The sequence below is a fragment of the Pseudomonas asturiensis genome (assembly GCF_900143095.1).
Classification (GTDB): Bacteria; Pseudomonadota; Gammaproteobacteria; order Pseudomonadales; family Pseudomonadaceae; genus Aquipseudomonas; species Aquipseudomonas asturiensis.
The window spans coordinates 13,637-39,044 of sequence record NZ_FRDA01000017.1; the positions used below are offsets into that span (position 1 = coordinate 13,637).

Sequence of the window (25,408 nt, forward strand, 5' to 3'; positions counted from 1 at the left end):
GACGGCGCTTTGCTTGGACCCACAGCGTTATTGCGTTAGATGCCCTGAGGGACTTCTTCGCCGCCCAGTGCTTCGAACAACTGCGGCAGGAATTCGCCAAAGGTCAGCATCATCAGGGTGAAGCTGGCATCCAGCTGACCCAACGCCTCGTCGCCGCCGTCCTGTTCAGCCTGATCCTGCAGCAGGTCTTCGAACTTCAGACGCTTGACGACCATCTTGTCGTCCAGCACGAACGACAGTTTGTCCTGCCAGGCCAGCGACAGTTGAGTCACGACCTTGCCGGTGCTCAGGTGCAGCTGGATTTCATCGCCGGTCAGGTCCTGACGCTTGCAGCGCACAATGCCGCCGTCTTCGTGGGTGTCGCGCAGTTCGCACTCGTCCAGAACAAAGAAGTGGTCGGCGGCTTTCTGGGTCTTGACCCAGTCAGTCATGGTCGCACTTGGCGAGACCTTGACAGTCAGCGGACGAACCGGCAGCGAGCCAATCACTTCGCGCAACGTAGACAGCAGGTCTTCAGCGCGTTTCGGGCTGGAAGCGTTGACCAGGATCAGGCCTTGCTTGGGCGCGATGGCGGCGAAGGTTGCCGAACGACGGATGAAGGCGCGAGGCAGGAAGGCCTGGATGATTTCATCCTTGAGCTGATCGCGTTCCTTCTTGTAGACCTTGCGCATTTGCTCGGCCTCGATCTCTTCGACTTTTTCCTTGAGCGCGTCACGTACGACGCTGCCCGGCAGAATGCGTTCTTCCTTGCGGGCGGCGATCAGCAGGAAGTCCTGGCTGACGTGCACCAATGGAGCGTCCTCACCCTTGCCGAAGGGCGCGACGAAACCGTAAGTGGTCAACTCCTGGCTGGCACAGGCGCGCGCCGGTTTGGTCGCCAGTGCCGTTTCCAGCGCCTCGGCGTCAAAAGGCAGATCCTGGGTCAGGCGATAGACAAGCAGGTTTTTGAACCACATGAGGTGAATCTCTCCTTCTATACAAAGGGGGGCATTATTCGCTGCTCAGCCTCCCGGGCCAAGCCTGCACAGAGCCTTTGTAAGCCTTTGGAAGGATTATAAAAATTATTTAAAAAAGTGCTTGCCAGAGTACAGGTCGCTCCGTAGAATGCGCGCCACACCGAGAGTGAAGGGTGATTAGCTCAGCTGGGAGAGCAGCTGCCTTACAAGCAGCGGGTCGGCGGTTCGATCCCGTCATCACCCACCAAACTCTCTCTTAGTGTTACGCGCAGCGGTAGTTCAGTCGGTTAGAATACCGGCCTGTCACGCCGGGGGTCGCGGGTTCGAGTCCCGTCCGCTGCGCCATATTCAGCTTCAAGGCCCTTGAACTCCTTGAAGCAAACAGAAAGCCCGCCTTGTGCGGGCTTTCTGCTTTGTGTCTTTCCTCTATTTCTCCGCTTTGTCAGCACTGCGTTGAGTCCGCGACGCATGCTGTTTCCAGCATGCACATCCGCCTAAAGACAAGCCGTGTCAGTCTCAGACGCTTTCTGCCAGATCACCGGGGCGGTGCTGATCGACGTCATCGCTGTGTTGTGCTCCCTCGCGGAAAACATCCAGACGCCTTGTCAGTGTTATTTCTGCGTGCTGTAAGAATTGACTTGGCGTTTTGTAATTCTCCAGTTTCAGGTTGGAAGCTGTCTTTCCGGGCTTGATTAAGACGGTTGCGTGGTATTAGCTGCATGACGTTGGCTGGAACTACCCAGGCTGACATCAAGCGTGAATCAACTGTCTAATCTGGCGTACCCGTTCCATCAAAAGGACTTGATGCGTTCTAGAATTTAAAGGGATTTTTATGAAAAAAGTTATTAAAGGATTGCTGGCCTCGTGTGCCATGGCGGTCTCTGTTGGCACCTTGGCCACGCCTGTGCTGCACACGGCAACGGTCGATCAGAATGGCGCTGTCGTCGCCCAGTCTTCTCCATGGATCAAGGCAATCAACCTGACTCGTCAGAAGGATTACTTTGCAAACTATGAAGTAAGGTTCGTGGAAGGGCTGTTCAAACAGGCACCGGGTTTCTGCTCGGTCTCCTCGATCGATACTTCCGACTATGACCGCCTGCTTCATGGCCATGCCAAGCTGGGCGGCGCGGCGACAACCGAGAAAGTCAATGTGCTGGGCCTGATGGTCGGCAAGAACGAACCTGCCGGTGATTCGGCAATGAGCTTTCAACTGGCCTGCATTCACTGACGGTCACCTGCGAAACGAGCCCCGCCCAGTGCGGGGCTTTTTTGTCAGCCTTTCACTGGCGTCTTTTCAACCTGTGCTTTTGCGCGGATCATCCTGTGATCTCGAACCATACGCGGGCGCGTCATGAACCTACCTCTTCAAGGCATCAAGGTCGTAGAACTCGGACAACTCATCGCCGGACCCTTCGCAGCCAAAGTCCTCGGCGAATTCGGTGCCGAGGTCATCAAGGTCGAGCCGCCGCTGACGGGTGATCCGCTGCGTAAATGGCGTCTGCTGCATAACGGTACATCGGTGTGGTGGGCCGTACAGTCGCGCAACAAAAAGTCGGTCACCCTCGATTTGCGTCAGCCGCAAGCCCAGGAAGCGGTTCGGCGCCTGATCCGCGATGCGGATGTGCTGATCGAGAACTTCCGCCCCGGTACCCTCGAAGGTTGGGGGCTGGGATGGGAAGCGTTGCACGCAATCAACCCGCGTCTGATCATGCTGCGCATCTCTGGCTACGGACAGACGGGCCCTTATCGCGATCGACCTGGCTTCGGGGTGATCGGCGAAGCCATGGGCGGTTTGCGGCACCTGTCGGGTGAGGCGGGGCGCACGCCGGTCCGGGTCGGCGTGTCGATTGGTGATTCGCTGGCGGCGATGCAAGGAGTGGTCGGCATTCTGCTCGCCTTGCGTCATCGGGATCAGAATGGCGGGGCAGGTCAGCAGGTAGACGTCGCGTTGTACGAAGCCGTGTTCAACGTAATGGAAAGCCTGATCCCCGAGTATTCGGTCTTCAACGTCGTCCGCGAACCCGCAGGCAGCAGCATGCCGGGTATCGCACCCACGAATGCCTATCGGTGCAACGACGGCAAATATGCGCTCGTGGCAGGCAATGGTGACAGCATCTATAGAAGGTTGATGGAAAAGATCGGCCGGATGGACCTCGCCAACGATCCCGACCTTGCGCACAACGACGGACGGGTCCGGCACGTGGCCCGCATCGACGCAGCGATCTCGACCTGGACTGCCGAGCGCTCGCTGGATGAGGTGCTCGATGCGTTGAACGAGGCGCGCATCCCGGCGGGCAAGATCTACGATGCCGCCGATATCGCCAGCGATCCGCACTATCTGGCGCGAGACATGCTGCTGCAAAGTACACTGGACGACGGTACGCCTGTGACGCTTCCGGGGATCCTGCCCAAATTGCAGGATACGCCGGGTCAAGTGCGCTCGGCCGCGCCAACACTCGGTGAGCACACAGACGCGGTGCTGCAAGCCCATGGCATTGATGCCGACACCCGGGCGCAGTGGCGCACACTCGGGATCATCTAATCAGCCATTCACGTACAGATAGTCGATGGCGGAAGCCCGGTCAGCCGTACTGGCGCGGCCGGGCCGATTCGCTCGGTTTACGTGCGCGATCCCGACCTGAACCTGATCGAGATCAGCGAACCCGTGTCGAGTGCGAACAGCCGCTGATCTGTGCGCACCCCGGTTCGCAATGATCAGCTCAGGCCTGACATCCACCCTTGTCATAACTCCCTTGCTCGGGAACGAAGGCCTTGGCGGCACCCGGCGGGGTGAGGATGTAGGCGCGCCGCCACGGCTGATCGTCGATCAGCTTCCAGCGATGGCCAGGTCCTGTGGTGTCCTGGGCGAGCAAGACTTCGCCTGGATGCAGCACGAAATTTTCCCCGCCGGTGGTAGAGAACTCCAGCGTGCCCGACAGGGTGATCACGTACTGCTCCTCAGGTGCCGGGTGCCAGTTGTAAGTGGAGTGAGCGGGGGTTTCGGAGAAGTGCAGGGCGTGGGTGTCGACCATTGCCGTTTGATCGAGGGTGCCCCGCACTACGTGGGTGAGGTTGTCCGCGCCGGTGCACAAGCGAAAGGCTTTGATGCCCTGGGTCGATACCGCCGCAGGAGCTGCTGCCGCGAAGGCTCCGCCGCCGAGAGGCAGCATGACCGTGGCAACAAGCAGCGCCCACGGAGCTGAGCGTCTGCGCGTTGAGCGAGGCGAGACCTTGGTCGTGTGAGAGGGGGTCAGTTGCATAAGGCTTACCTGATATCGAGAAACGGCGTGCAGCCTCGGGCTTCAGTCGATGGCCGTGGCAGGTTTCGGGCCGCAATGCCCGCGCCGAGAATAGAACCACATCGCAGGGCGGTTAAAAATTATCTTTAATTTCATGTCGATACTCGTACAAACCCTGTTTCAGACGGGCTGATGGTCAACGTCCAGCGGCACGATGGGGCATTGGGCAGGTGCGCGTCACGTGTCGAGCCTGTTGCCATCTGCATCGACACGCTCGGATATGCAAGAGAATCGTCAACTGAACTGCAACTGAACAGCACTGTGTCAAAGCGGTAAAACCTTTGGATACCTGAACTTATCGCTGTTTTGACTCTCTGATGCCGGTAGCCATTGATCGCGGCGGCCTGATAAGCTCGCGGCTTTACTCGTTTGCCCTTTTGGCGCATGAACAAGGAATTAGCATGAAACAGCATCGGTTGGCAGCGGCGATTGCCCTGGTCGGTCTGGTACTCGCAGGTTGTGACAAACAAGCCAGCACTGTCGAGCTGAAAACTCCAGCACAAAAAGCGTCTTACGGCATCGGTCTGAACATGGGCAAAAGCCTGGCTCAAGAAGGCATGGACGATCTGGATTCCAAGGCTGTGGCCCTGGGTATTGAAGACGCTGTAGGCAAGAAAGACCAGAAACTCAAAGATGAAGAGCTGGTTGAAGCTTTCGCCGCGCTGCAGAAGCGTGCCGAAGAGCGTATGGCCAAGATGAGCGAAGAGTCGGCAGCGGCCGGCAAGAAGTTCCTGGAAGAAAATGGCAAGAAGGACGGCGTTGTAACCACCGCGTCGGGCCTGCAGTACCAGATCATCAAGAAAGCCGATGGTCCGCAGCCAAAGCCGACGGATGTGGTCACTGTCCACTACGAAGGCAAACTGACTGACGGCAAGGTGTTCGACAGCTCCGTCGAGCGCGGCAGCCCGATCGACCTGCCGGTTGGCGGTGTGATCCCAGGTTGGGTCGAAGGTCTGCAACTGATGCACGTGGGTGAGAAGATCAAACTCTTCATCCCGAGCGACCTGGCTTACGGCGCGCAGAGCCCGAGCCCGATGATCCCGGCCAACTCGGTTCTGGTCTTCGATCTGGAACTGCTCGGCATCAAGGATCCGGCAGCGGCGCCAGCACCAGGTGCTGACGAAGATGACGCGGCTCCAGCGGCATCGGCTCCGGCCAAGAAGTAACGCAACACCTGGCTACTGAAAACGCCCTGTCTCGACAGGGCGTTTTTGTATGCGGCGTATTTCCCGAACGCTTGGCGGTGTGCACAGTCCCACTATCATGGGGAGGGCGGTCGTATTGTCCGACAGTCCTTTATTGATGGCGGATAGCCTCAACAAGGCTTCCAAGTCAACGAATTCATGGGTTTTTTTATGTGAGTAAAAAACGCCCGATTTAACCCCGGGCCCCTGATAGCGGGGGCTTCAGGGTAAAAACGGACGGCTGTTCACAAGGTTATCCACAACAAATGTGGATAACCTTGGCGCACGGCCCGACGGGTTCTTGAAACTGATGTGTATCGCCACCTTTTCTGAGCGGGAGTGAACATGAAAGCACCGTGGAACCTGATTCGTTACTTGCCTGGAGCGCGTCGTCTCATTGCTGCGGGACGCCTCCCGGGACTTCTGTTCGCTGTGGCGCGCAAGGGCAACAGCGAAGGCAGTCGTCTGGGCAAGCTCAAAGACGACCTGCGTCTTCTCCAGGGGTTATGCCTGGCGTACTGGCGTGGCGAATACCGTGACATCAGCCCCAAGGCCATCTTGTCCATCGTTGCAGGCCTGATGTACTTCCTGAGCCCGCTGGACGCGATTCCGGACTGGATTCCCGGCCTGGGCATGTTCGATGACATCGCGGTGCTGGCCTGGGTGATGAAACACCTGACCGACGAACTCGACGCTTTCCGCGCCTGGCGTGATCAGCAGCCGCCCGAAAAACTGATCGTGGTCGAGCGATTGCCTGAAACCCAGGCATTACTGGAGAAAGAGAAACGCATTGATTGAGTGAAGCGTTTGAGCACAAGTGATGGTCTTGCGCTGTTAAGATGCCACCTAAGGAGCAAACCTGTCCGAAATGTGGCGTTTTCCTGCAAGGGGAGTCTATGGATCTTCAAGTGATATCTCGTGATGGCGAGCCGGAATATGCGGTGCTTCCCTGGGCTCAGTATCAAGCGCTGCTAAAAGCCGCCGGCCTGGCTGAAAAGCCTCGCTCGCCAGTGGATCAGCCGAGACTTGAAGTTGCCGACCATCCAGCTTTCGACCAGTTGGGTGCTCTACGCGATGCCAAGGGCCTGGACGTCTCGACACTGGCGCGCGCCGTGGGGATCAGTCCGTCCTACCTTGAATTGATCGAAAGCGGCACCCGTGAGCCCGATGCTGCCATCAAGCGTAGCCTGGCATGGGAGCTGGGTGTTCCAGGCTGGCGGGGTGAGTCATGAGCGTGCGCATCAGCCGTCAGCATTGGGACGGGTTGTTGAACGAGCTCGATCATGCGTGTCGCCAGCGTCATTTGGTGACCTACCGCGCCTTGCTGGAGCGCCTGCAACTCCCCAGTCCGGCGATGCAGACGCTGACCGCAGCGCTTGAGCATCTGGCGGCAATGGATGCCCGTGCCGAACGGCCACTGCGCAGTTCGCTGGTGATCAGCCAGGGTGCAAGTCGTCTGCCACGCCCCGGCTTCTTTGAATGTGTCGAACGCCTTGGGCGCTTTTCCGGACCTTCAGATGGTGTAGCGGCCGCGTCCTGGCACGCAGCCGAGGTGGTGCGCGTGTTCGAGTACAGCTACCCAGACGTCGAAGCCCAGACGGGCAGCGCGTGATGTGCCAAACGGGACGCTTTGCGTCCCGGGGACCAGGCCCCGCACCCGCGTCATCAACGATTCGCGCTGTCTCCCTTACGCTTCCACCAGCAAGTCCAGTCGCGACGAGTCGATGACATGAATGCTGGCGCCCGCCACATCCTTGGCGAAATGTTTGGCTTGTGAGGCAAGGTCGGCCAACTGGCTGGCGTTGACGTGTACGCAGTTCTCTTCGCGCAAATGCACCACGCCGATCGACAGTGACAGCAAAGGAAACTCCTGACGCTGCCCTTGGCGATTAAGCGCTACAAAGCAACCGGACTCCAGATGCTCGGCCCGGTAGAAGCGACGGCACTGGTTCTGGAAGTCCTCCAGCAGGTGGTGCAGGCGTTTCTCCCAGTCTTCGAAGCCCAGCACCATCAGAAAATCATCCCCGCCGATGTGCCCGACGAAGTCCCGGCTCGGGTCGACGCGATCATTCAGGCACTGCGCCAGGCACAGCAGCACTTCATCGCCGCGCGCGTATCCGTAGATGTCGTTGAAAGGCTTGAAGCTGTCGATGTCCACGTAACAGATGATCGATTCGCGGGATTGCTGGATCAGGCGCGTCAGGCATTGCTGAATCGGCACATTGCCGGGCAGCAGGGTCAGCGGATTGGCATAGCGCGCCTGCTGGATCTTCATTTCGGTGATCAGCTTGAGCACGTCGATCACCCGGCCCAGCCCGATATAGGCACCATTGGAGGTGATGATGAAGTCTTCTTCGATCCGTTGACGGGCGCGGCTGGTGAGCAGGCGGCTGACCTGTTGCAGCGACTGGCTGACCTCCACGGCCAGAAAGTCATCGCTCATCAGGCGGCTGATCGGCTTGCGGGCGAACAGCTCGGTGCCAAACGGCTTGAGCAGCGCCTCCGAGAGCGAATGGCGATGGACGATGCCGCAAGGCCGGCCTTCGTCATCCAGCACGGCCAGCGAGTTGAGGTTGGCTTGCTTGCGAAACGCTTCCAGCACGTCGGCGGTCGGTGTGGACTGGCTGACGGATGGCTGCGGGCTCAGCAGCGCGGAAAGGTCGGACGCTTCCTCGTTCAACGTCTGCGCAGGTGCGTCGGCCTTGGGCAGCATGGCGCGGGTATCGCGCGGCGGGCGCTCTTGCGGACGAGCCAGCAGATAGCCCTGTACCAGGTCCACGCCCATGTCAGTCAGCGCCGACAGCTCCTCGGGCAGCTCGATGCCCTCGGCAATCACGATGGCTCTTGAGGCCTTGGCCATTTGCAGCATGGAGCCGACGAACTCACGCTTCACCGCATCCTGATGAATGCCGTCGATGAAGTGTCGATCGATCTTCACGTAATCCGGCCGCAGCTCCGACCACAGGCGCAGGCTGGAATAACCCGCGCCCAGATCGTCCAGCGCAATGGAAAATCCCATGTCCCGGTAGTGATGGAGCGCGTTGTACAACAGATCAAAGTCGTCGGTCGGCATTTGCTCGGTCAGCTCGATCACCACGTCCTTGGGCGCAATGCCGTAGCGACGCAGCATCTCAAGGGTACGCCCGGGCGGGTGAGAGGTTTCGAGCAATGATTCCGGGGACACGTTGAGGAACAGCTTGCCGGGCAGCTTTTGCTGGCTGAAACGACGACACGCACTTTCGCGGCAACTCAGTTCCAGCTCGCTCAGGCGACCTGCCTGGCGCGCGATGGCGAACAGATTCAGCGGGGAGTGCAACGGACTGTTGGACGGGCCGCGGGTCAAGGCCTCATAGCCCAGAATGCTGCGTTGCGACAGCGAGATGATGGGCTGAAACAGGCTGTGCAATTCGCTACGAGCCAGAATGGAACTCAATGCGCCCAGCTGTTCGGTCACGGTCATGATCATCTCGATGGCAATAAAAAGGGCTGAACGCCTTCACGTTCAGCCCGTTATTTCACGACAGCTTCATGACTGTTTGATGACCGTTGCTGCTAATTGGCCATCAAACGCCATACGCCGCCTATTTCTTTGCAACGGAAGCACTGAGGCCCAGATAGTCGATCAGAATGCGACCGGTTTCGGACAGGTACGCATCGTCTTCCGGCTTGGTCTTTTCGTCTTCGACCGGCAGAGCGTCTTCGTCCTCTTTCTTCAGTTCCTTGAGCGGTTCTTCACCCTTGGCCTTGCGGCGGGTGTTTTCCAGTGCCAGCTGCTTGCTTTCGATGGACGCATGTTCAGCGCGGCGATCAGCTTCATTGAGGCTGACGGTCTTCTCGTTCATGAGTTTCTTGGCCAGCGCCAGGCGATCCTCGATGAACACGAACTCGGCATCCTTGGCGGAGCGCGCCTCATGACGGGCCTGGAGTTGGGCCAGGAATGGCTTGAACGGGTCGATGGCTGGCTTGATCGCCGGTTTGATGCTGTCCCACGGCATGGCCTCGGGCAGGGCGCTCTCGCCGATTTCCTTGGTGTCGATCAGCGACGGGTAGGTGATGTCCGGCACCACGCCCTGATGCTGGGTGCTCTGTCCGGAAACCCGGTAGAACTTGGCCAGGGTCAGCTTCAGCTCGCCATGGTTCAGCGGCTGAATGGTCTGTACGGTGCCCTTGCCGAACGTCTGTCCGCCGATGACCAGTGCACGGTGGTAATCCTGCATGGCGCCCGCGAAAATCTCGGAGGCCGACGCAGACAGGCGGTTCACCAGCAGCGCCATCGGGCCTTTGTAGAACGCGCCTTTGGCCTCGTCTTCCAGAACATCGACCTTGCCGTCCGCGTTACGCACCAGCACGGTAGGGCCGCGGTCAATGAACAGACTGGTCAGCTCGGTGGCTTCCTGCAGCGAACCACCGCCGTTGTTGCGCAGATCCAGCACCACGCCGTCGACCTTCTCGGCCTGCAGCTCGGTCAGCAGTTTCTTCACGTCACGGGTAGTGCTCTTGTACTCGGGATCGCCGGCACGATAGGCCTTGAAGTCCAGGTAGAAGGCGGGGATATCGATGACGCCCAGCTTGTAATCCTTGCCATCCTGATTCAAGTGCAGGATCGACTTCTTCGCAGCCTGTTCTTCCAGCTTCACCGCTTCACGGGTGATGGCCACGATCTTGGTGGTCTGATCATTCGGCGCATTGCTGGCCGGGATGATTTCCAGACGCACCACCGAGCCTTTCGGGCCGCGGATCAGCTTGACCACTTCATCCAGACGCCAGCCGATGACATCGACCATTTCCTTGTCGCCCTGGGCAACCGCAACGATCTTGTCGGCTGGAGCGACCTGCTTGGTCTTGGCCGCAGGACCTGCCGGCACCAGGCGCACGATCTTCACGTTGTCGTTGTCGCTTTGCAACACGGCGCCGATGCCTTCCAGCGAGAGGCTCATGTTGATGTCGAAGTTTTCCGCGCTGTCGGGCGACAGGTAGTTGGTGTGCGGATCGTAGGACATGGCGAACGTGTTGATGTACGCCTGGAAGATATCTTCAGCGCGGGTCTGGCCCAGACGAGCCAGTTGATTCTTGTAGCGCTTGGTAAGGGTTTCCTGGATCTTCGCCGGGTCCTTGCCTGCAATTTTCAGACGCAGGACTTCGTCCTTGACGCGTTTGCGCCACAGTTCGTCGAGCTCGGCGGTGTCCTTGGGCCATGCGGCGTCCTTGCGGTCCACCAGCAGGGTTTCCTTGGTGTTGAGGTCGATCTTGTCGACGCCCTTGGCCAGTTCTGCAAGCGCAAAGTCCAGACGCGCCTTGATGCGGTCCAGGTAGCGCTTGTAAATAGTGAACCCTGGGTTCAGGTCGCCACTCTTAAGGAAGTCGTCGAACTGGAACTGCCACTTGTCGAACTCGGCAATGTCGCTGGCCATGAAGTAGCTGCGCGACGGGTCCAGTTGCTTGATGTAGCTCTGATAGATGATTGCCGAACGCTTGTCGTCTAAAGGCGGCTTGCTGTAGTGATGGCGCTTGAGCAACTCGACTACATTGAGGCTGGCAACCACTTCGTCGCGGTCCGGCTGAAGATTATCCCAGCTGTTGGCGGCAAAAGTGCTGGCTGACATCGGCAAGACGCTGAGGCCGACAAACAGGGCGAGGGCGGAGCTTGGGAATAGTTGCTTCATGCTGATTCGACGCGAGGACAATTGATAACGCATATTAGGCCGTCTTTGAGGTCGCCGGTTCCTTTGGACCCGGCCGCATAATGCAAAAGCCCGGGCAAACAGCCACGGGCTCAGTCTGGACTCACTATGGAGGCACTGTGAAGGCATTGCAAGGCGTGGAAGGACATGTGGAATGGGTGGAAGAGCCAAGTCCGGCTCTCGATGTGGGGCAGGTTCGTATCAAAGTCGCTGCGGCGGGTTTGAATCGGGCCGATCTGTTGCAACGTGCCGGGAAATATCCGCCGCCGCCGGGTGTCACCTCGGTTCTGGGGCTGGAGTGCTCAGGAGTCATTGCTGAAGTCGGTCCGGGCACGTCCTGGCTGGTCGGAGACCGCGTCTGCGCGCTGTTGGCGGGCGGGGCGATGGCCGAAGAAGTGGTGGTCGATGCACGTCATGTGCTGCCGGTGCCAGAAGGCCTGTCGCTGCATGAAGCCGCCGCGATCCCCGAAGTTTACGCCACTGCCTGGCTGAACCTGTTTCAGCTCGCCGGTGTGAAGCCCGGTGAAAAGGTCTTGCTGCACGCGGGCGCAAGTGGTGTTGGTTCAGCCGGTATTCAGCTTTGCAAGGCGTTCGGCAGCCCGGTCTGGGTCAGCGTCGGTTCGACCGAGCGGCTGGCTTATTGCGTCGAATTGGGCGCGCAGGGCGGCGTGGTGCGCAGCGAGAGTCTGGAAGGCTTGAGCGATTTTGCACCGTTCGACGTCATTCTCGATCCGGTCGGCGGCAATTACGCCGAACTGAACGTCAAGCTGCTCGGCCTGGACAGTCGCTGGGTGCTGATCGGCACGATGGGCGGGCGTGAGGCACAGGTGGATCTGGCTCATGTGCTGGGCAAACGGATTCAACTGATGGGCTCGACGCTGCGCAGTCGTGATGAAACGTTCAAGGCCGATCTGCTGCGTGATCTGGGGCAATTCGTCTGGCCGCTGTTCACCGAAGGCCGCTTGAAGCCGCAACTGGCCAAAACCTTTGCGATCAACGACGCAGAGGCCGCGTTCGAAGAGCTGGCGACCAATCAGGTGTCCGGCAAGATCGTGCTGGTGATCGACGAAAGTCTGAAGTGATGAGCGCGGCCCTTATGGGCCGCGCATTTCAGAAAGAGTCTTGGTAACCACTCGTCTGTGGGAGGCGGTGTTTCCTGGATGAACCGCCTCAGGTCCAGCTATGCACCGGCCATCCTGCTTTCTGCGCATGTTCGAGCAGCGTAGGGTCAGGATTGACCACATTGGGATGGTCGACCTTGAGCAGCAGCGGCAGGTCGTTGCGCGAATCTGAATAGAAACTCGCCCCCTCCAGGTTTTCCCCTTCGGCATCCAGCCAGTCCATCAGTCGGGTGATCTTGCCTTCGCGGTACGTCAGCACGCCGACTGTGGCGCCGCTGTAAACGCCGTGTTGCACATCCAGTTCGATGCCCAGCACTTCGTCGATGCCCAGACGCTCGGCGATCGGTTTGACCAGGTGCACGCCCGAGGCGGAGATCACCAGAATCCGGTCGCCATTGGCGCGATGCCGGGCGATGCATTTGCAGGCATCGCTGTAGATGATCGGCTCGATCACGTCCTCTACCCAAGGGCCCACCAGGTGATCGATTTCCTCCGGGGTGCGGCCGGCCATTGGTTCCAGGCTGAACGCCATGTAATCTTCCATTGCCAGTTTCCCGGCGCTGTAGGCGGCCATCAGCTCGTCGTTGCGCTGCATGAACGACACCGGATCGACCCAGCCTAGGCGGCCCATCTGCTCGCTCCACAGGGTGGCGCAGTCGCCGCCGATCAGGGTTTCATCCAGGTCGAAAATTGCTAAAGCCATTGCGTACATCCTTAAATCAGTTGTCGGTCAAGCCACCGGGCACAGCGCCGAGGGCTCGATATTCAACGTCACCCTGCGGCCGTCGGGGTGCAGATCATCCGCGCTGCGGTTGAGTACGTCGACCACCAATTCCACACCGCGCGCCTGCACGCGGTAACGAATGACGTTGCCCAGCAGGCTGTGACTGCGCACTTCACCTTCCAGTTCGCCGGTCAGGCTCAGTTGGATGGATTCCGGGCGAATTGCAATGCGGCTGTTGATCGGGCGCTGCATCAGACGGCTGGCGTCGTCGGCTTCCAGCAGGTTGTAGTTGCCGATGAAGCCTGCGGCGAACGCGTCCACTGGCGCGGTGTACAAGGTTTCGGCATCACCGCTCTGTACGATACGGCCCTGATTCATCAGGAAGATGCGATCCGACATGGTCAGCGCCTCTTCCTGATCGTGGGTCACGAAAATAGTGGTCAGGCCCAGCTCGCGCTGGATCGCACGAATCTGTTCACGCAGGTGTTTGCGAATCCGCGCATCCAGTGCCGACAGCGGCTCATCCAGCAACAACAGGCGTGGGCGGGTCACCAGCGAGCGGGCCAGAGCCACGCGCTGGCACTGGCCACCGGACATCTGATGCGGATAGCGCTTGGCGAAGTCCTGCAGTTCCACCAGCTTGAGAATCTCAGCGACCCGCTTCTGGCTGTCGTCGGCACTGACCTTCTGCATGCGCAGGCCGAAGGCGACGTTTTGCTCCACCGTCATGTTGGGAAACAGCGCGTAGCTCTGGAACACCATACCGATGTTGCGCTTCTGTGGGGTCAGCGGAACAAGGTCCTGGCCGTCCAGCAGGATGCGGCCGCTGTTGACCGACGTCAGGCCCGCGATGCAGCGAAGCAACGTGGACTTGCCACAGCCGGACGGGCCGAGCAGGGTGACGAATTCGCCTTTCTCGATGCCGCAATTGATGTCGCTGAACACCGCCGTGCTGGCGTAGCTTTTCTGCAGGTTTTCAATGCTGACAAAACTCATTTCAGTCTTTGTCCTTGTTCAGTCGATTGGCGGCCCAGGTCAGCACCAGCACGAAGAGGAAGTAGGAAATCACCAGTGCGCTGTTGAAGTGGCCACTGCTGTTGCGCATGTTGTTCAGGTAGACCTGCAGGGTTTCGTAGCGTGTACCGACGAGCAGGTTGGCGAACACGAATTCGCCGAACAGAAAAGAGAACGACAGCAGCAGGGCAATCATCAGGCCCTTGCGCAGGTTCGGCAGCACCACCAGAAACGCCGCCTGCCAGGTGCTGGCACCCAATAGCTGGGCACTGTCCATCAGGTCGGTCAGGTTGATCGCCTGCAGGTTGTTGGTGATGGCGCGGTACATGAAGGGCAGAGCAACGGTGAAGTAACAGCCGATCAGGATCCACGGCGTGCCGACCATCGCCATCGGGCCTGAGCCATACAGCTGCAGCAGACCCACCGACGACACCACGGGTGGCACCGCAAAGGGCAGCAGGATCAGGATGTTCATCAGGCCGTCGAGCCGCGGGAAGTGGTAATGCACCACGAACAGCAACGGCAGAATCAGCACCACGGAGAGGACCAGCGCACCGACACAGACCAGCAGCGATTGCCCGAAGGCCGCCAAAAAGCGCGGGTCGCTCCACAGCGCCACGTACCATTTGAAGGTGAGGCCGCTGGGCAGAATGGTCGCCGACCAGCTGGTGGCAATCGAGTACAGGAACGTGCCGGCCAGCGGCAGCAGAAGGATCAGAAACAGCAGATAAACCACGGTCTTGTGGTAGATCCCGGCGGGCCCCTTTTCAACGCGAGACATGGTAGCTCCTTTTCAACAGCCACTGATGGATCAACGTCACCAGGGTCATGAGTCCTACCAGAATCATCGCCAGCGCACTGGCCATGTTCGGATCGAGCGTGATGTCGCCCGCCACCATGGCAGCGATGCGAATCGGCAGTACGTTGAAGTTACCCGTCGTCAGCGCATAGACCGTGGCGTACGCCCCCAGGGCATTGGCCAGCAGAATGACGAACGTGCCGAGCAGCGCAGGTGTCAGTACGGGCAGACCGATGTAGCGCCAGAACTGGAAGCTGCTGGCACCCAACAGGGCAGCCGATTCGTTCCAGTCTTCGCGCACGGCATCGAACGCCGGGTACAACAGCAGAACGCCGAGCGGAATCTGGAAGTAGGTGTAGAGAATGATCAGGCCGGTCTTGGAGTAGAGGTTGAAGTCATCGATGATCCCGGCGTCTTTCAGGATCAAGGTCAGCGCGCCGTTGAAACCCAGCAGGATGATGAACGCGAACGCCAGCGGAACGCCGGCGAAGTTGCTGGTCATGTTGGCGAACGAATTCACAAAGTCGCGCAGTCGCGAATTCACCTTGCGCAATGAATAGGCGCCCAGGATCGAAATCAGAATGCCGAACAGGCTCGACCAGAAACTGATCTCCAGGCTGAACTGTATAGCCTGCCGATAGAAGCGCGAATTGAAGGCCTTGCTGAAGTTTTCCAGGCCCCAGCCACTGTCGCTTTGCACGCTGTGGATCGCCACCCAGAACAGCGGGGCGATCTGAAATACGATGAAAAACAGCGCAAACGGCACCAGGCACAACAGCGCCAGCCACTTGCCTCGGGTAAAGGTGGTCAATTGAGCATCTCCCGGCAGACGGGTTTGTCGTGTGGCACGCCGAGCAGTTCGCAGATCGTGCCGCACAAGTCGGTCTGGCGCGGCTTGGCGTCCGGGTCCAGGCTGAAGGCTTCACCCAGCACGAACAGCGGCACTTCACGCTCCTCCGGGAGCAGGCCATTGTGCGAGCGGTCGTTGTTCATGCCGTGATCGGCAGTGATCAGCACCTGATAGCCCCCATCCAGCCAGCCTTGCAGGTAATCGGCCAGGATGATGTCGGCGCTGCGTGCACTGTTGCGGTACTGCGGTGTATCGAGGCCGTGCTTGTGCCCGGCGTCGTCAATGTTCATCGGGTGGATCAACAGAAAGTCCGGTTCATGTTTCAGGCGCAGGCTCTCGGCGTCGGCGAACAGGTGCGAATCGGGATAGTGATCGACCCAATAGAACAGCCCATGCTGGATCGGCAACTGCGGTGCATCGGTGTGACGGTCGCGCGCTGCGTTGAACGGCGTGCGGTTGTACAACTCGCTGACCCAGTGGTAAGCGGCGGCTGCCGTGCTCAGTCCGGCATCGCGGGCATAGTGGAACACGCTGCGCTCACGGGACAGGCGCGAAACGTTGTTATGAACGATGCCGCTTTCGATGGGCGCGACACCGGTCAGGATGCATTCGTACAGCGGGCGTGACAGCGCGGGCAGCTCGCATTCCAGCTTGTACAGCGCTGCGCGTCCGGCGGCATGCCAGGCCTGAAGGTGGCCCATCGCATGCCGGGCCACGTCGTAGTTGAGGCCGTCGAGCACGACGAGAATGACGTTGTGTTTCATGAGCGACTCGCTTGCACGCAGATAAGACAGGATCACGCACGGGCTTGCAGACTCGCCCGTGCGTGAGGTGCGACCTCAGTGTTGAGTCGCGCAACGGATCAGTTCATCTCGATGATGACTTGCTCGTTCCACTTCTGAGGCAGCGATTTGGAGGTTTTTTCCCAGGCTTCAGGGTTCTTGATCGGTGTCACGTTTTTGTACTGCTCGTTGGGCAGCAGCTTGGCCTGTACCTCTTCAGGCAGCTTGATATGCTCGGCACGAATCGGACGTGCGTTGCCCTTGGCCAGATTGATCTGGCCTGCGTCGCTGAAGATGTATTCGCGGGTCAGCTTGGCGGCGTTCGGGTGTTTGGCGTACTTGTTGATGATGGTGGTGTAACCGGAAATCACCGAGCCGTCGGATGGGATCAGCACCACGTAATCATCAGGCTTGGCCATCTTGGCCTTGTAGCTCAGGCCGTTGAAATCCCAGACCACGCCCACTTCGACTTCACCTTTTTCGATGGTCTGGATGGTCGGGTTGGCCAGCGACAGACGTTTCTGTTTGGCAAGTTCGGTGAACAGTTGCAGGCCTGGCTCAATGTTGGTCTCGTCGCCCTTCATGGCGAAGGACGCGGCCAGAACGCCGTTGGCGGCCTGTGCTGCGGTGCTCACGTCACCGATGGACACCTTGTACTTGCCGGTTTTCAGGTCGGCCCAGGTTTTCGGGATCTCCGATCCGTGCAGCAGGTTCTTGTTGACGATAAACGCGATGGTGCCGGTGTAGGCCAGAGCCCAGTGGCCTTCCTTGTCTTTGGCCCAGTCCGGAACCTGGCTCCAGGTGCTTGGCTTGTAAGGCTGGGTAACGCCCTTGGCGACGGCGATAGGTCCGAAGGCGGCACCCACGTCGCCGATGTCAGCGCTGGCGTTGTCTTTTTCCGCATCGAACTTGGCCACTTCCTGCGCCGAACTCATGTCGGTGTCCATGTGCTTGAGACCGTACTTGGCTTCCAGATCAGTCCAGGTGCCTTTCCAGTTCGCCCAGTCATCGGGCATGCCGACGCTATTGATCGCGCCTTCGGTCTTGGCGGCTGCTTCCAGGGTCTTGAGGTCTGTGTCCGCAGCCATGGCCGCCGTGCTCAGGGCGATGGCTGAACCGAGGAGTGATGCCAACAAAAGATGTTTCATTCGAAGCTCCTAGTGCACTTCTTTACCGGAAGTGTTCGTTGCGGATGGTTTGGTCTAGATCAGCAATACCTGAGCCAAGTTAGGCCTTTTGCATGACATTTTCGTGTCGGGCAGCGTGGCTGATTCCACATTGCCTGCATTCGGGCAGTGCCTGGCGCTAAGCGTAGACCACGCTGAAGTGCTTGCCCTTCAAGGGCTTGAGGGCTGTTCACGCAGCGCTTGGCATGGATCATGAAGCACGCTGTCACCGGGCGGTCATAAACCCGGCCTAGGCTTGCGGCAGCAGGGTTGATGACGAAGACAGGGGCACAAGCGTGCTCCATGACGGGGCTGGTCTAGTCCAGACAGGTAGCGGAATGCGCGAAGATGTGCCACGAGCGGTAACAACCATTTGCAGTGCCCTACAGGAGCAGATCGAGCACGGCCTTTTGCCGCCTGGCAGTAAGCTGCCTGCCGAGCGCAAGTTGAGCGAAGTGTTCGACACGACGCGCATCACGTTGCGCGAGGCGCTCGTTCAGCTTGAGGCGCAAGGGCTGGTGTATCGCGAAGAGCGACGTGGCTGGTTTATTTCGCCGCCGCGCCTGGCCTACGACCTGATTCGTCGCAGTCACTTTCATGCCATGGTCACGGCGCAGGGACGACTGGCGCAGACTCAGGTTCTATCCGCGCGCCTGCAACCGGCGTCGGCGGCAATCTGCGCCATGCTGGAGCTGCCCGCGTTATCCAGCGTGATCCAGATCTGCCGGGCGCGACGTATCGACCAGCGTCTGGTGCTGTACGTCGAGCACTACCTCAATCCGGAATTCTTTCCGGGGATTCTGGATTTCGATATGGAGCAGTCGCTGACCGAGCTGTATGCCCGTCAATACGACCTGCGCTACGGCCAGGTGCGTTTCGAGATGGTGCCCACTGCGTTGCATGCCGAAGCCGCGTCTGCCTTGAAAGTCTCGCTGGGCAGTCCGGGCCTGCGCATCGCGCGGGTCAATTACGACCAGCAGGGTCGCCTGATCGACTGCGACCTGGAGTACTGGCGTCATGACGCCATTCACGTGAGCGCAATGGTGCGGGATATCTGAAGGCAATGCACCACGTCCGCAGGCTGGCACCTGCGAACGGGATGCTTCAGCGCTCGGCGTTACGGCAGCTCGTGGCTGGCGTAGAACGCAGTGAGCACTTTGACCAGGTGCGCAAGGTCATGGCTGCCGGCCAGCTCGCGAATCGAGTGCATGGCGAAGGTGGGCAAACCGATGTCGACCGTGCGGATGCCCAGATGGCTGGCCGTGATCGGCCCGATGGTCGAACCGCAGGCCATGTCGCTGCGCACTACAAAACTCTGTACAGGTACTTCTTCGGCCATGCACAGGTGACGGAAGAAACCGGCGGTTTCGCTGTTGGTGGCGTAACGCTGGTTGCTGTTGACCTTGATCACCGGCCCTGCGTTGAGCTTCGGCCCGTGGTTGGCGTCGTGCTTTTCGGCGTAGTTGGGATGAATGCCGTGGGCATTGTCTGCTGAGATCAGCAGCGATTTCTGTATGGTGCGAACGTAGTCTTCGCTGCTTGGCAGCAGGCGCTGGACGATCTGTTCCAGCATCGCGCCATCTGCACCACAGGCCGAGGACGAACCGACTTCTTCGTGATCGGTGCACACCAACAGGGCGGTTTCATCGGTATCGCTGTTGAGCAATGCTTGCAGCCCGGCGAAGCAGGACAGCAGATTGTCCAGCCGTGCACCGGCGAGGAAGTCGCCGTTCAGGCCGACTACTGCAGCGCTCTGCGTATCGTAGAAGCTCAGCTCGTAATCGAGTACCACGTCGGCGTTCAGGCCGTGTTCGCGCGCCAGTTGATCGGTCAGCAGGGCGCGGAAGTCGGCCCGCTCGTCACCGGCGACCTGAGCCAGAATCGGCGGCAGTTCGTTTTGTGGATTGATCGCCCAGCCTTCATTGGCGGTCCGGTTGAGGTGGATGGCCAGGTTGGGAATGATTGCGATCGGCAGCTTGAAGTCGATCAACTGGCTTTCGACCTTGCCGTCACGACGGAAGGTGACGCGGCCCGCCAGTGACAGGTCGCGGTCGAACCAGGGTGCCAGCAATGCGCCGCCGTACACTTCGACGCCCAGTTGCCAGAAGCCCTGACGCTGCAGCTCGGGCTGTGGCTTTACCCGCAGGCACGGGCTGTCGGTGTGTGCGCCGACCATGCGAATGCCACCGGTCAGTGGCGACTGGCGACCCATGCGGAAGGCGACAATGGAGGAGTCATTGCGGGTGACGTAATAGCGCCCGCCGGTTTCGATAGACCAGGTGTCGCGCTCGTCCAGACGCTGGAAACCTGAAGCTTCAAGGTGTTGAACGAGGGTGGCGGTGGCGTGGAACGGTGTAGGAGAGGCCTTGAGGAAATCGATGAGGCCTTTATTCAACTCTTCGCGCATAACTAGCTCCAGACAGCAATGGCGCGAGTTTACCGCATTGGCCATGAACTCTGTACGTGGGATACATCCCTGTGTTTCATCGTCATACGAGATCGTGGGAGGTGACGTGCAAGCGATGCGGTGCCGCAAGCGCCCTGTCAGCGACTGAACCGACACCATCGCCGGCAAGCCGCCGCCCGCAAGGGATAGCGTCTTTTCAGCCGGTTACGTGGTGTTGAAAGGTATTGGACGTGGCGATGAAAGCTGCGATCAAAACGGCGCAGGGCACTCAAACGTCAATCGCTCGCTGGTCACCGGGTGCGTGAAGCTCAGCATGCTGGCGTGCAGGCACAGGCGCGGGTACGCCGCCAGTGCTTCGGGATGTGCATAAAGACCGTCGCCCAGCAACGGATGCCCGATGGACAGCATATGCACCCGCAACTGGTGAGAGCGACCGGTGATTGGCGTCAGCTCGACCCGGCAATGCGTGTCGTAGCGCTCGATGATCTTCCAGAAGGTCAGCGCATGCTTGCCCGCTTCGTGGTCCACCACGTGGCGCGGCTTGGTCGGTGGATCGTAACGCAGGGGTAAATCGATGCTGCCGCTGTCCAGCGCAGGCTGGCCGCAGCACAGTGCGGTGTAGGCTTTTTCGGTTTCACGGTCATGAAACTGGCGTGACAGTTCGCGATGGGTGTCGGCATCGCGCGCCAGCAGGATGATACCCGAGGTTTCCCAATCCAGACGATGGACGATACGGGCTTCTGGGTAGCCGTTTTCCTGCAGGCGGGTAATCAGGCAATCCTTGTTGTCGTCGGCACGACCGGGGACGGAAAGCAGCAGGGTAGGCTTATCGATCACCAGAACGGCAGCGTCCTGATGAATGATGCGGATGTTCGACAACGGCATGCAACGGCCTCGAAACGCGAGAAACGCCAACGGCGGTAAAGGTGCTACCTCTTGGGGAGGGCACCGATACCGCCGTGGGCGACTGCCTGATCAGCGATCAGGCAGAGTGATATTGAGTTCCAGAATCGAACAGCTGCCCTGATTTTCCAGAGCGACCTGTACCTGGTCGGACTCGATATTGACGTATTTACGGATCACTTCCACCAGCTCTTTCTGCAGGGCAGGAAGGTAGTCCGGTGTACTGCGCTGGCCACGCTCGTGCGCAACGATGATCTGTAGACGCTCTTTCGCGACCGAAGCCGTGCTTTCTTTTTTGCGGTCACGAAAGAAGTCAAAAATATTCATTAATTGCTCCCGAACAGGCGTTCAAACAATCCTTTCTTTTTCTGATCCAGGAACCGGTGGTCCACAGTCTTGCCCAGCAGGCGATCAACGGCATCGCTGTAGGCCTGACCTGCGTCGCTCTGTTCGTCCAGAATCACGGGCACGCCCTGGTTGGACGCCTTGAGTACAGCCTGGGACTCCGGAATCACGCCCAGCAGGGCGACAGCCAGGATTTCCTTGACGTCTTCAACGCCCAGCATTTCGCCTTTGCTGACACGCTCAGGGTTGTAGCGCGTCAACAGCAGGTGTTCCTTGATCGGGTCTTCGCCGTTTTCGGCGCGACGGGACTTGCTGGCCAGCAGGCCCAGCATACGGTCCGAGTCACGTACCGACGAGACTTCCGGGTTGGTCACGACGATGGCTTCGTCGGCGAAGTACATCGCCAGGTGCGCGCCGGTCTCAATACCTGCCGGAGAGTCGCAGACGATGAATTCGAACGACTCCTTGAGCTCCATCAGGACTTTTTCGACGCCTTCCTTGGTCAATGCTTCCTTGTCACGGGTCTGGCTGGCTGCAAGTACGAACAGGCCTTCGATCTTCTTGTCCTTGATCAGGGCCTGCTGCAGATTGGCCTCGCCATTGACCACGTTGACGAAGTCATACACGACGCGACGTTCGCAACCCATGATCAGGTCGAGGTTACGCAGGCCGACGTCGAAGTCGACGATGACAGTCTTGTGGCCGCGCAGTGCGAGGCCTGTACCGATAGCGGCGCTGGTGGTGGTCTTGCCCACACCACCCTTGCCGGATGTAACAACGAGAATCTTGGCCAAGGTGAATCACCCCTAGAGGAAAAGGACTTTTGGTCCCTGATGAGCATCCCTTGACGCGGCGTTAGTCGAAGAATTATGGAAATCTTGTGGCCTGATACTGGAAAGAGAGCTCCACGCTGCAACTTTCGACTCAAATGCCGGCTGAGAAGCAATGCTCCTCAGGATTTCCTACAACCTTTACTACGTTTTCGCGACGAATCAGGGATGCTTTGAAAATGGCGGCAGTATCCGTTAAAGCCGAATGATGTTCAACACGTCACCGGACAGGCTGACTTGTACCGGCGAGCCCCACAGCGGGTCCCTGCGCAGGTCTTCGGACACCTTGTACTGCCCGGCGATCGAAATCAGCTCGGCGCTCAGTTGCTGGCAGAAAATCCGTGCCTTGGTATCGCCCTTGATGCCTGCCAGCGCTCTTCCGCGCATTGGGCCGTACACATGGATGTTTCCATCGGCCAGAAGTTCCGCACCGGGACTGACGGGAGCAACCACGACCAGATCGCCACCCTGGGCATAAATCTGCTGACCACCGCGCACCGGCGCGGTGATCACGCGGGTTGGCTTGATGGTGGGCTCGGGTGGTTTTTCCGGAATCTTTTTCGGTGCCTCGACTTCAACCGGGTCCAGTACCCGCTCGCGGGCGCCGGATGGCGGCAACACGGGCAGGTCGACGGCGATGGCGGCCGCGATGTCTTCGATGCGGTTGGCGCGGATCGCCAGGGTGCGCAGCCCGTGCTGGCGGCAGATGCGCACCAGGCCCGGCAGGTCCACCGAGCCTTCGTTGGGCGCGAGCTTGTCCAGAGCCAGGATCAGCGGTGTATTGCTGAAGAAGTTGGGCGCCTGCGCGACCTTGGCCGCCAGTTGCCGGTCAAGCGCTTCAAGATTGGTTCGGGCCAGCTCCATCACGGTGATGGCAAGCATGCTGCCCTTGAGCTGAAATACAGGTTCCGGGTTTTGCGATTCAGTCTGGCTCATGGTCGGCTTACACAACAGCTTGTCGCTAAAAGTGCCGAGACTTATAACGAGAACGCCCGCAGGCCGCAAGCCGGTCGAACCGATGTAGAATGCGCGGCCTTTGTTCTGACGGAAGCCCAAATGGATCGCCCGCGCTTTAACGCCCGTTTCCTTCACCCCCGTTTCTGGCCGCTATGGCTGGGGCTGGGGCTTCTGTGGCTGATCGTGCAGTTGCCGTTTCGTGTGCTGCTAGTCATTGGTCGGCTGCTGGGCGCGGTGATGTACCGGGTCGCCACTGATCGAAAATATATCGCCTCACGCAATCTGGAGCTGTGTTTTCCTCAATTGTCCTCTGCCGAGCGCAAGCGCTTGCTCAAGGAAAACTTCGCCTCCACCGGTATCGCCTTCTTTGAAATGGCCATGAGCTGGTGGTGGTCCAAAGAGCGGCTGGCGAAGCTGGCGCACGTGGAAGGGCTGGAGCATCTGCAGAACGCACGGGACAAGGGTGAAGGCGTCATTTTGATGGCCTTGCATTTCACAACGCTGGAAATCGGCGCGGCCTTGCTTGGTCAGCAGCACACCATCGATGGCATGTACCGCGAACACCGCAATGCGCTGTTCGACTTCGTCCAGCGGCGTGGTCGCGAGCGTCACAACCTCGATTCGCTGGCTGTGGAACGTGAAGACGTGCGCGGCATGCTCAAGCTGCTGCGCGCGGGCCGTGCGATCTGGTATGCGCCGGATCAGGACTACGGCGCCAAACAGAGCGTGTTCGTGCCGCTGTTCGGCATTCAGGCGGCGACTGTGACGGCGACCAGCAAGTTTGCCAAGCTGGGCCGCGCTCAGGTCGTACCGTTCACTCAGCAGCGTCTGGCGGACGGCAGCGGTTACCGACTGGTGATTCATCCGCCGCTGCAGGATTTTCCCGGCGAGAGCGACGAAGCCGATTGCCTGCGCATCAATCAATGGGTAGAAAGTGCTATCACCGAGTGCCCGTCGCAATATCTTTGGGCGCATCGACGCTTCAAGAGTCGACCTGCCAGCGAACCGAAGCTATACAAGAAGCATAAATAAAAAGCAGAAACACAATAAAAAGCGTCGTTGATCATCGAGGTCAGTTGTAGATGCCAGAATCCGCCGTAGCGACCCCTGTTGCACACGATGTCGAGCCTGTCACCGGGCTCATTCTTTCAGGCGGCGGTGCACGTGCTGCGTATCAGGTCGGAGTACTGGCAGGCATTGCCGACCTGTTGCCACCCGGTTCTCCCAATCCCTTTCCCGTCATCGTCGGCACATCCGCCGGTGCGATCAATGCCGTGAAGCTGGCCAGCGGCGCATTGCATTTTCGTATTGCCATCCATCAATTGACCGAGTTCTGGCAGTCATTCCGCAGCCATCAGGTGCTGCGCAGCGACTGGCCCGGCGTGATTCGTCAGGCCGCGCGGTTCTTCGGCCGTAGCATGACCGGACTTGGCCGAAACATTCCGGTGGCCTTGCTCAACAGCTCGCCCTTGCGTGACCTGCTGACCGAACGACTGGACCTCGGCGGGATCAATGCCGCCATCGAGGCTCACCACCTGCGTGCCGTGGCGGTGACAGCATTCGGTTACGAGTCCGGGCAAGCGGTCACTTTCTATCAGGGACGTGGCACCATCGAACCCTGGCTGCGTCACCGGCGCATCGGCAAGCCGACTCAATTGACGGTCGACCACTTGCTCGCCAGCTCGGCCATACCTCTGCTGTTTGCGCCGATCAAGCTGGAGGACGAGTATTTTGGCGACGGCGCAGTACGCCAGTCGGCCCCCATCAGTCCGGCGCTGCACCTGGGTGCCAACCGCGTGCTGGTCGTCGGCGTAAGCGGCAACCCGCGCGGTCTGCAGGCCGGGAAGCAGGCCACGCGACCCACCAGTGGGGCACAACCCAGCCTGGCGCAGATCAGTGGTCACATGCTCAACAGTACGTTCATCGATAATCTGGAAAGCGACATCGAACTGCTCGAGCGGTTGAACATGGCCAGTGCGCTACTGCCGGATGAGCAGGCCCGCTGTCAGCCAGGCCTGGCGCCGGTAGAGGTACTGGTCATCTCCCCGAGCCAGCCGCTGGACGAGATCGCTGCCCGCCATCGTCGCGAGCTGCCACCTGCATTGCGCACCTTTCTGCGCGGTCCGGGCGCGACCAAGACCAGTGGTGCCAGCGTATTGAGTTATCTGCTGTTCGAATCGGGGTACTGCAGCGAATTGATCGAGCTGGGGCGGCACGACGCGATGGCTCAAGGGGCGGAGTTGAAGCGGTTTTTGCGGCTGCCTTGAGGCGTGTGCCGATGGGCAAGGCCAGCGCGAACACATCATGTGTTGATCAGCGCTGGCCCTTTCCCGAGCAAGCTCGCTCATACAAAAAAAACGCCTTTATTCAGCAGGTTGCCTGTTTTTCAT

General features: G+C 59.5%; 25 protein-coding genes, 2 tRNA genes and 1 pseudogene. 13 read left to right on the forward strand and 15 right to left on the reverse strand.

What is annotated here, in order from left to right:
- Positions 1–35: 35 nt before the first annotated feature.
- Entirely contained in the window at positions 36–956 is a 921-nt protein-coding gene (gene rdgC / locus BUB69_RS23105) for a recombination-associated protein RdgC (RefSeq protein ID WP_073171073.1), read from the reverse strand.
- A 171-nt stretch (positions 957–1,127) separates the two neighbouring features.
- Between rdgC and BUB69_RS23110 the strand changes: the two genes are divergently transcribed.
- The 5 genes and pseudogenes from BUB69_RS23110 to BUB69_RS28655 form a co-directional block, all read left to right on the forward strand.
- A tRNA-Val gene (locus BUB69_RS23110) sits at positions 1,128–1,203 on the forward strand.
- 21 nt (positions 1,204–1,224) lie between these two features.
- Positions 1,225–1,301: transfer RNA gene (locus BUB69_RS23115), tRNA-Asp, on the forward strand.
- 487 nt (positions 1,302–1,788) lie between these two features.
- Complete coding sequence (locus BUB69_RS23120) at positions 1,789–2,184, forward strand: hypothetical protein (RefSeq protein WP_073171076.1); 396 nt, start codon at positions 1,789–1,791, stop codon at positions 2,182–2,184.
- Positions 2,185–2,307: 123 nt separating this feature from the next.
- Positions 2,308–3,498 (forward strand): CaiB/BaiF CoA transferase family protein, encoded by a 1,191-nt coding sequence (locus tag BUB69_RS23125; protein ID WP_073171079.1) that lies wholly within the window; start codon positions 2,308–2,310, stop codon positions 3,496–3,498.
- 18 nt (positions 3,499–3,516) lie between these two features.
- A pseudogene (locus BUB69_RS28655) lies at positions 3,517–3,645 on the forward strand (VOC family protein); the annotation flags it as partial.
- 31 nt (positions 3,646–3,676) lie between these two features.
- Here BUB69_RS28655 and BUB69_RS23130 read toward each other — a convergent pair.
- Positions 3,677–4,216 (reverse strand): cupin domain-containing protein, encoded by a 540-nt coding sequence (locus BUB69_RS23130; protein ID WP_073171082.1) that lies wholly within the window; start codon positions 4,214–4,216, stop codon positions 3,677–3,679.
- A 440-nt stretch (positions 4,217–4,656) separates the two neighbouring features.
- Here BUB69_RS23130 and bamJ point away from each other — a divergent pair, with 440 nt between their 5' ends.
- The 4 genes from bamJ to BUB69_RS23150 all read left to right on the forward strand — a co-directional run bounded on the left by bamJ (position 4,657) and on the right by BUB69_RS23150 (position 7,051).
- Positions 4,657–5,421 carry a BamJ family beta-barrel-assembly machinery protein gene (bamJ, locus tag BUB69_RS23135; RefSeq protein WP_024686310.1) on the forward strand — a complete coding sequence of 255 codons (765 nt, stop codon included), beginning with the start codon at positions 4,657–4,659 and terminating at the stop codon, positions 5,419–5,421.
- A 363-nt stretch (positions 5,422–5,784) separates the two neighbouring features.
- On the forward strand, positions 5,785–6,237 hold the full coding sequence (locus BUB69_RS23140) for a YkvA family protein (protein ID WP_073171085.1): 453 nt from the start codon (positions 5,785–5,787) through the stop codon (positions 6,235–6,237).
- A gap of 98 nt (positions 6,238–6,335) precedes the next feature.
- Positions 6,336–6,671 (forward strand): helix-turn-helix domain-containing protein, encoded by a 336-nt coding sequence (locus tag BUB69_RS23145; RefSeq protein WP_073171088.1) that lies wholly within the window; start codon positions 6,336–6,338, stop codon positions 6,669–6,671.
- Positions 6,668–7,051, forward strand: coding sequence for a hypothetical protein (locus BUB69_RS23150; RefSeq protein WP_163032184.1), 384 nt, complete (start codon positions 6,668–6,670; stop codon positions 7,049–7,051). Before BUB69_RS23145 ends, BUB69_RS23150 begins: the two co-directional genes overlap by 4 nt.
- A gap of 75 nt (positions 7,052–7,126) precedes the next feature.
- On the opposite strand, the gene BUB69_RS23155 is transcribed toward BUB69_RS23150, so the two are convergent.
- Together BUB69_RS23155 and BUB69_RS23160 are read right to left on the reverse strand one after the other, a co-directional pair.
- On the reverse strand, positions 7,127–8,899 hold the full coding sequence (locus BUB69_RS23155; protein WP_073171365.1) for a bifunctional diguanylate cyclase/phosphodiesterase: 1,773 nt from the start codon (positions 8,897–8,899) through the stop codon (positions 7,127–7,129).
- A 121-nt stretch (positions 8,900–9,020) separates the two neighbouring features.
- Positions 9,021–11,102 (reverse strand): carboxy terminal-processing peptidase, encoded by a 2,082-nt coding sequence (locus BUB69_RS23160; RefSeq protein ID WP_175561837.1) that lies wholly within the window; start codon positions 11,100–11,102, stop codon positions 9,021–9,023.
- A gap of 137 nt (positions 11,103–11,239) precedes the next feature.
- Between BUB69_RS23160 and BUB69_RS23165 the strand changes: the two genes are divergently transcribed.
- Positions 11,240–12,202 carry an NAD(P)H-quinone oxidoreductase gene (locus BUB69_RS23165; protein ID WP_073171094.1) on the forward strand — a complete coding sequence of 321 codons (963 nt, stop codon included), beginning with the start codon at positions 11,240–11,242 and terminating at the stop codon, positions 12,200–12,202.
- 88 nt (positions 12,203–12,290) lie between these two features.
- On the opposite strand, the gene BUB69_RS23170 is transcribed toward BUB69_RS23165, so the two are convergent.
- The 6 genes from BUB69_RS23170 to BUB69_RS23195 all read right to left on the reverse strand — a co-directional run bounded on the left by BUB69_RS23170 (position 12,291) and on the right by BUB69_RS23195 (position 17,558).
- Positions 12,291–12,944 (reverse strand): HAD family hydrolase, encoded by a 654-nt coding sequence (locus BUB69_RS23170; protein ID WP_073171097.1) that lies wholly within the window; start codon positions 12,942–12,944, stop codon positions 12,291–12,293.
- Between the two features lie 27 nt (positions 12,945–12,971).
- Complete coding sequence (locus tag BUB69_RS23175) at positions 12,972–13,961, reverse strand: ABC transporter ATP-binding protein (protein WP_073171100.1); 990 nt, start codon at positions 13,959–13,961, stop codon at positions 12,972–12,974.
- 1 nt (position 13,962) lies between these two features.
- Entirely contained in the window at positions 13,963–14,760 is a 798-nt protein-coding gene (locus BUB69_RS23180; RefSeq protein ID WP_073171103.1) for an ABC transporter permease, read from the reverse strand.
- Complete coding sequence (locus tag BUB69_RS23185) at positions 14,747–15,589, reverse strand: ABC transporter permease (RefSeq protein WP_073171106.1); 843 nt, start codon at positions 15,587–15,589, stop codon at positions 14,747–14,749. The genes BUB69_RS23180 and BUB69_RS23185 overlap by 14 nt, the downstream gene beginning before the upstream one ends.
- Complete coding sequence (locus BUB69_RS23190; protein ID WP_073171109.1) at positions 15,586–16,392, reverse strand: alkaline phosphatase family protein; 807 nt, start codon at positions 16,390–16,392, stop codon at positions 15,586–15,588. The genes BUB69_RS23185 and BUB69_RS23190 overlap by 4 nt, the downstream gene beginning before the upstream one ends.
- A 98-nt stretch (positions 16,393–16,490) precedes the next feature.
- Positions 16,491–17,558: an ABC transporter substrate-binding protein gene (locus BUB69_RS23195; protein ID WP_073171111.1), complete on the reverse strand. Its 1,068-nt coding sequence runs from the start codon at positions 17,556–17,558 to the stop codon at positions 16,491–16,493.
- 356 nt (positions 17,559–17,914) lie between these two features.
- On the opposite strand from BUB69_RS23195, the gene BUB69_RS23200 reads away from it, so the two are divergent.
- A complete protein-coding gene (locus BUB69_RS23200; RefSeq protein WP_073171114.1) occupies positions 17,915–18,634 on the forward strand; it encodes a UTRA domain-containing protein in 720 nt (239 codons plus the stop codon).
- A 59-nt stretch (positions 18,635–18,693) separates the two neighbouring features.
- On the opposite strand, the gene BUB69_RS23205 is transcribed toward BUB69_RS23200, so the two are convergent.
- The 5 genes from BUB69_RS23205 to minC all read right to left on the reverse strand — a co-directional run bounded on the left by BUB69_RS23205 (position 18,694) and on the right by minC (position 22,997).
- Positions 18,694–19,983: a M18 family aminopeptidase gene (locus BUB69_RS23205; protein WP_073171118.1), complete on the reverse strand. Its 1,290-nt coding sequence runs from the start codon at positions 19,981–19,983 to the stop codon at positions 18,694–18,696.
- 249 nt (positions 19,984–20,232) lie between these two features.
- Positions 20,233–20,868: an RluA family pseudouridine synthase gene (locus tag BUB69_RS23210; protein ID WP_073171121.1), complete on the reverse strand. Its 636-nt coding sequence runs from the start codon at positions 20,866–20,868 to the stop codon at positions 20,233–20,235.
- Positions 20,869–20,958: 90 nt separating this feature from the next.
- Positions 20,959–21,213 (reverse strand): cell division topological specificity factor MinE, encoded by a 255-nt coding sequence (gene minE, locus BUB69_RS23215; protein WP_004879390.1) that lies wholly within the window; start codon positions 21,211–21,213, stop codon positions 20,959–20,961.
- Positions 21,213–22,025: a septum site-determining protein MinD gene (gene minD, locus BUB69_RS23220; protein WP_073171126.1), complete on the reverse strand. Its 813-nt coding sequence runs from the start codon at positions 22,023–22,025 to the stop codon at positions 21,213–21,215. The genes minE and minD overlap by 1 nt, the downstream gene beginning before the upstream one ends.
- 231 nt (positions 22,026–22,256) lie before the next feature.
- Positions 22,257–22,997, reverse strand: coding sequence for a septum site-determining protein MinC (gene minC / locus BUB69_RS23225; protein ID WP_073171367.1), 741 nt, complete (start codon positions 22,995–22,997; stop codon positions 22,257–22,259).
- 120 nt (positions 22,998–23,117) lie between these two features.
- On the opposite strand from minC, the gene BUB69_RS23230 reads away from it, so the two are divergent.
- The gene (locus tag BUB69_RS23230) at positions 23,118–24,050 is read left to right on the forward strand and encodes a lipid A biosynthesis lauroyl acyltransferase (protein ID WP_073171129.1); all 933 of its coding nucleotides are present in this window, start codon (positions 23,118–23,120) and stop codon (positions 24,048–24,050) included.
- A 50-nt stretch (positions 24,051–24,100) separates the two neighbouring features.
- Positions 24,101–25,285, forward strand: a complete 1,185-nt coding sequence (locus tag BUB69_RS23235; protein ID WP_073171132.1) for a patatin-like phospholipase family protein — start codon at positions 24,101–24,103, stop codon at positions 25,283–25,285.
- The last annotated feature ends 123 nt before the right edge of the window (positions 25,286–25,408 follow it).

Bases quoted from the DNA above. Each gene is read 5' to 3' on its own strand.
- BUB69_RS23125 (WP_073171079.1), top strand. From the start codon at position 2,308: ATGAACCTACCTCTTCAAGGCATCAAGGTCGTAGAACTCGGACAACTC.
- BUB69_RS23145 (WP_073171088.1), top strand. From the start codon at position 6,336: ATGGATCTTCAAGTGATATCTCGTGATGGCGAGCCGGAATATGCGGTG.
- BUB69_RS23195 (WP_073171111.1), bottom strand. From the start codon at position 17,558: ATGAAACATCTTTTGTTGGCATCACTCCTCGGTTCAGCCATCGCCCTG.
- BUB69_RS23200 (WP_073171114.1), top strand. From the start codon at position 17,915: ATGCGCGAAGATGTGCCACGAGCGGTAACAACCATTTGCAGTGCCCTA.
- BUB69_RS23205 (WP_073171118.1), bottom strand. From the start codon at position 19,983: ATGCGCGAAGAGTTGAATAAAGGCCTCATCGATTTCCTCAAGGCCTCT.
- BUB69_RS23130 (WP_073171082.1), bottom strand. From the start codon at position 4,216: ATGCAACTGACCCCCTCTCACACGACCAAGGTCTCGCCTCGCTCAACG.
- BUB69_RS23150 (WP_163032184.1), top strand. From the start codon at position 6,668: ATGAGCGTGCGCATCAGCCGTCAGCATTGGGACGGGTTGTTGAACGAG.
- minC (WP_073171367.1), bottom strand. From the start codon at position 22,997: ATGAGCCAGACTGAATCGCAAAACCCGGAACCTGTATTTCAGCTCAAG.
- BUB69_RS23210 (WP_073171121.1), bottom strand. From the start codon at position 20,868: ATGCCGTTGTCGAACATCCGCATCATTCATCAGGACGCTGCCGTTCTG.
- BUB69_RS23190 (WP_073171109.1), bottom strand. From the start codon at position 16,392: ATGAAACACAACGTCATTCTCGTCGTGCTCGACGGCCTCAACTACGAC.
- BUB69_RS23235 (WP_073171132.1), top strand. From the start codon at position 24,101: ATGCCAGAATCCGCCGTAGCGACCCCTGTTGCACACGATGTCGAGCCT.
- BUB69_RS23160 (WP_175561837.1), bottom strand. From the start codon at position 11,102: ATGAAGCAACTATTCCCAAGCTCCGCCCTCGCCCTGTTTGTCGGCCTC.
- BUB69_RS23120 (WP_073171076.1), top strand. From the start codon at position 1,789: ATGAAAAAAGTTATTAAAGGATTGCTGGCCTCGTGTGCCATGGCGGTC.
- BUB69_RS23140 (WP_073171085.1), top strand. From the start codon at position 5,785: ATGAAAGCACCGTGGAACCTGATTCGTTACTTGCCTGGAGCGCGTCGT.
- BUB69_RS23155 (WP_073171365.1), bottom strand. From the start codon at position 8,899: ATGACCGTGACCGAACAGCTGGGCGCATTGAGTTCCATTCTGGCTCGT.
- minE (WP_004879390.1), bottom strand. From the start codon at position 21,213: ATGAATATTTTTGACTTCTTTCGTGACCGCAAAAAAGAAAGCACGGCT.
- rdgC (WP_073171073.1), bottom strand. From the start codon at position 956: ATGTGGTTCAAAAACCTGCTTGTCTATCGCCTGACCCAGGATCTGCCT.
- BUB69_RS23175 (WP_073171100.1), bottom strand. From the start codon at position 13,961: ATGAGTTTTGTCAGCATTGAAAACCTGCAGAAAAGCTACGCCAGCACG.
- BUB69_RS23180 (WP_073171103.1), bottom strand. From the start codon at position 14,760: ATGTCTCGCGTTGAAAAGGGGCCCGCCGGGATCTACCACAAGACCGTG.
- BUB69_RS23230 (WP_073171129.1), top strand. From the start codon at position 23,118: ATGGATCGCCCGCGCTTTAACGCCCGTTTCCTTCACCCCCGTTTCTGG.
- BUB69_RS23170 (WP_073171097.1), bottom strand. From the start codon at position 12,944: ATGGCTTTAGCAATTTTCGACCTGGATGAAACCCTGATCGGCGGCGAC.
- bamJ (WP_024686310.1), top strand. From the start codon at position 4,657: ATGAAACAGCATCGGTTGGCAGCGGCGATTGCCCTGGTCGGTCTGGTA.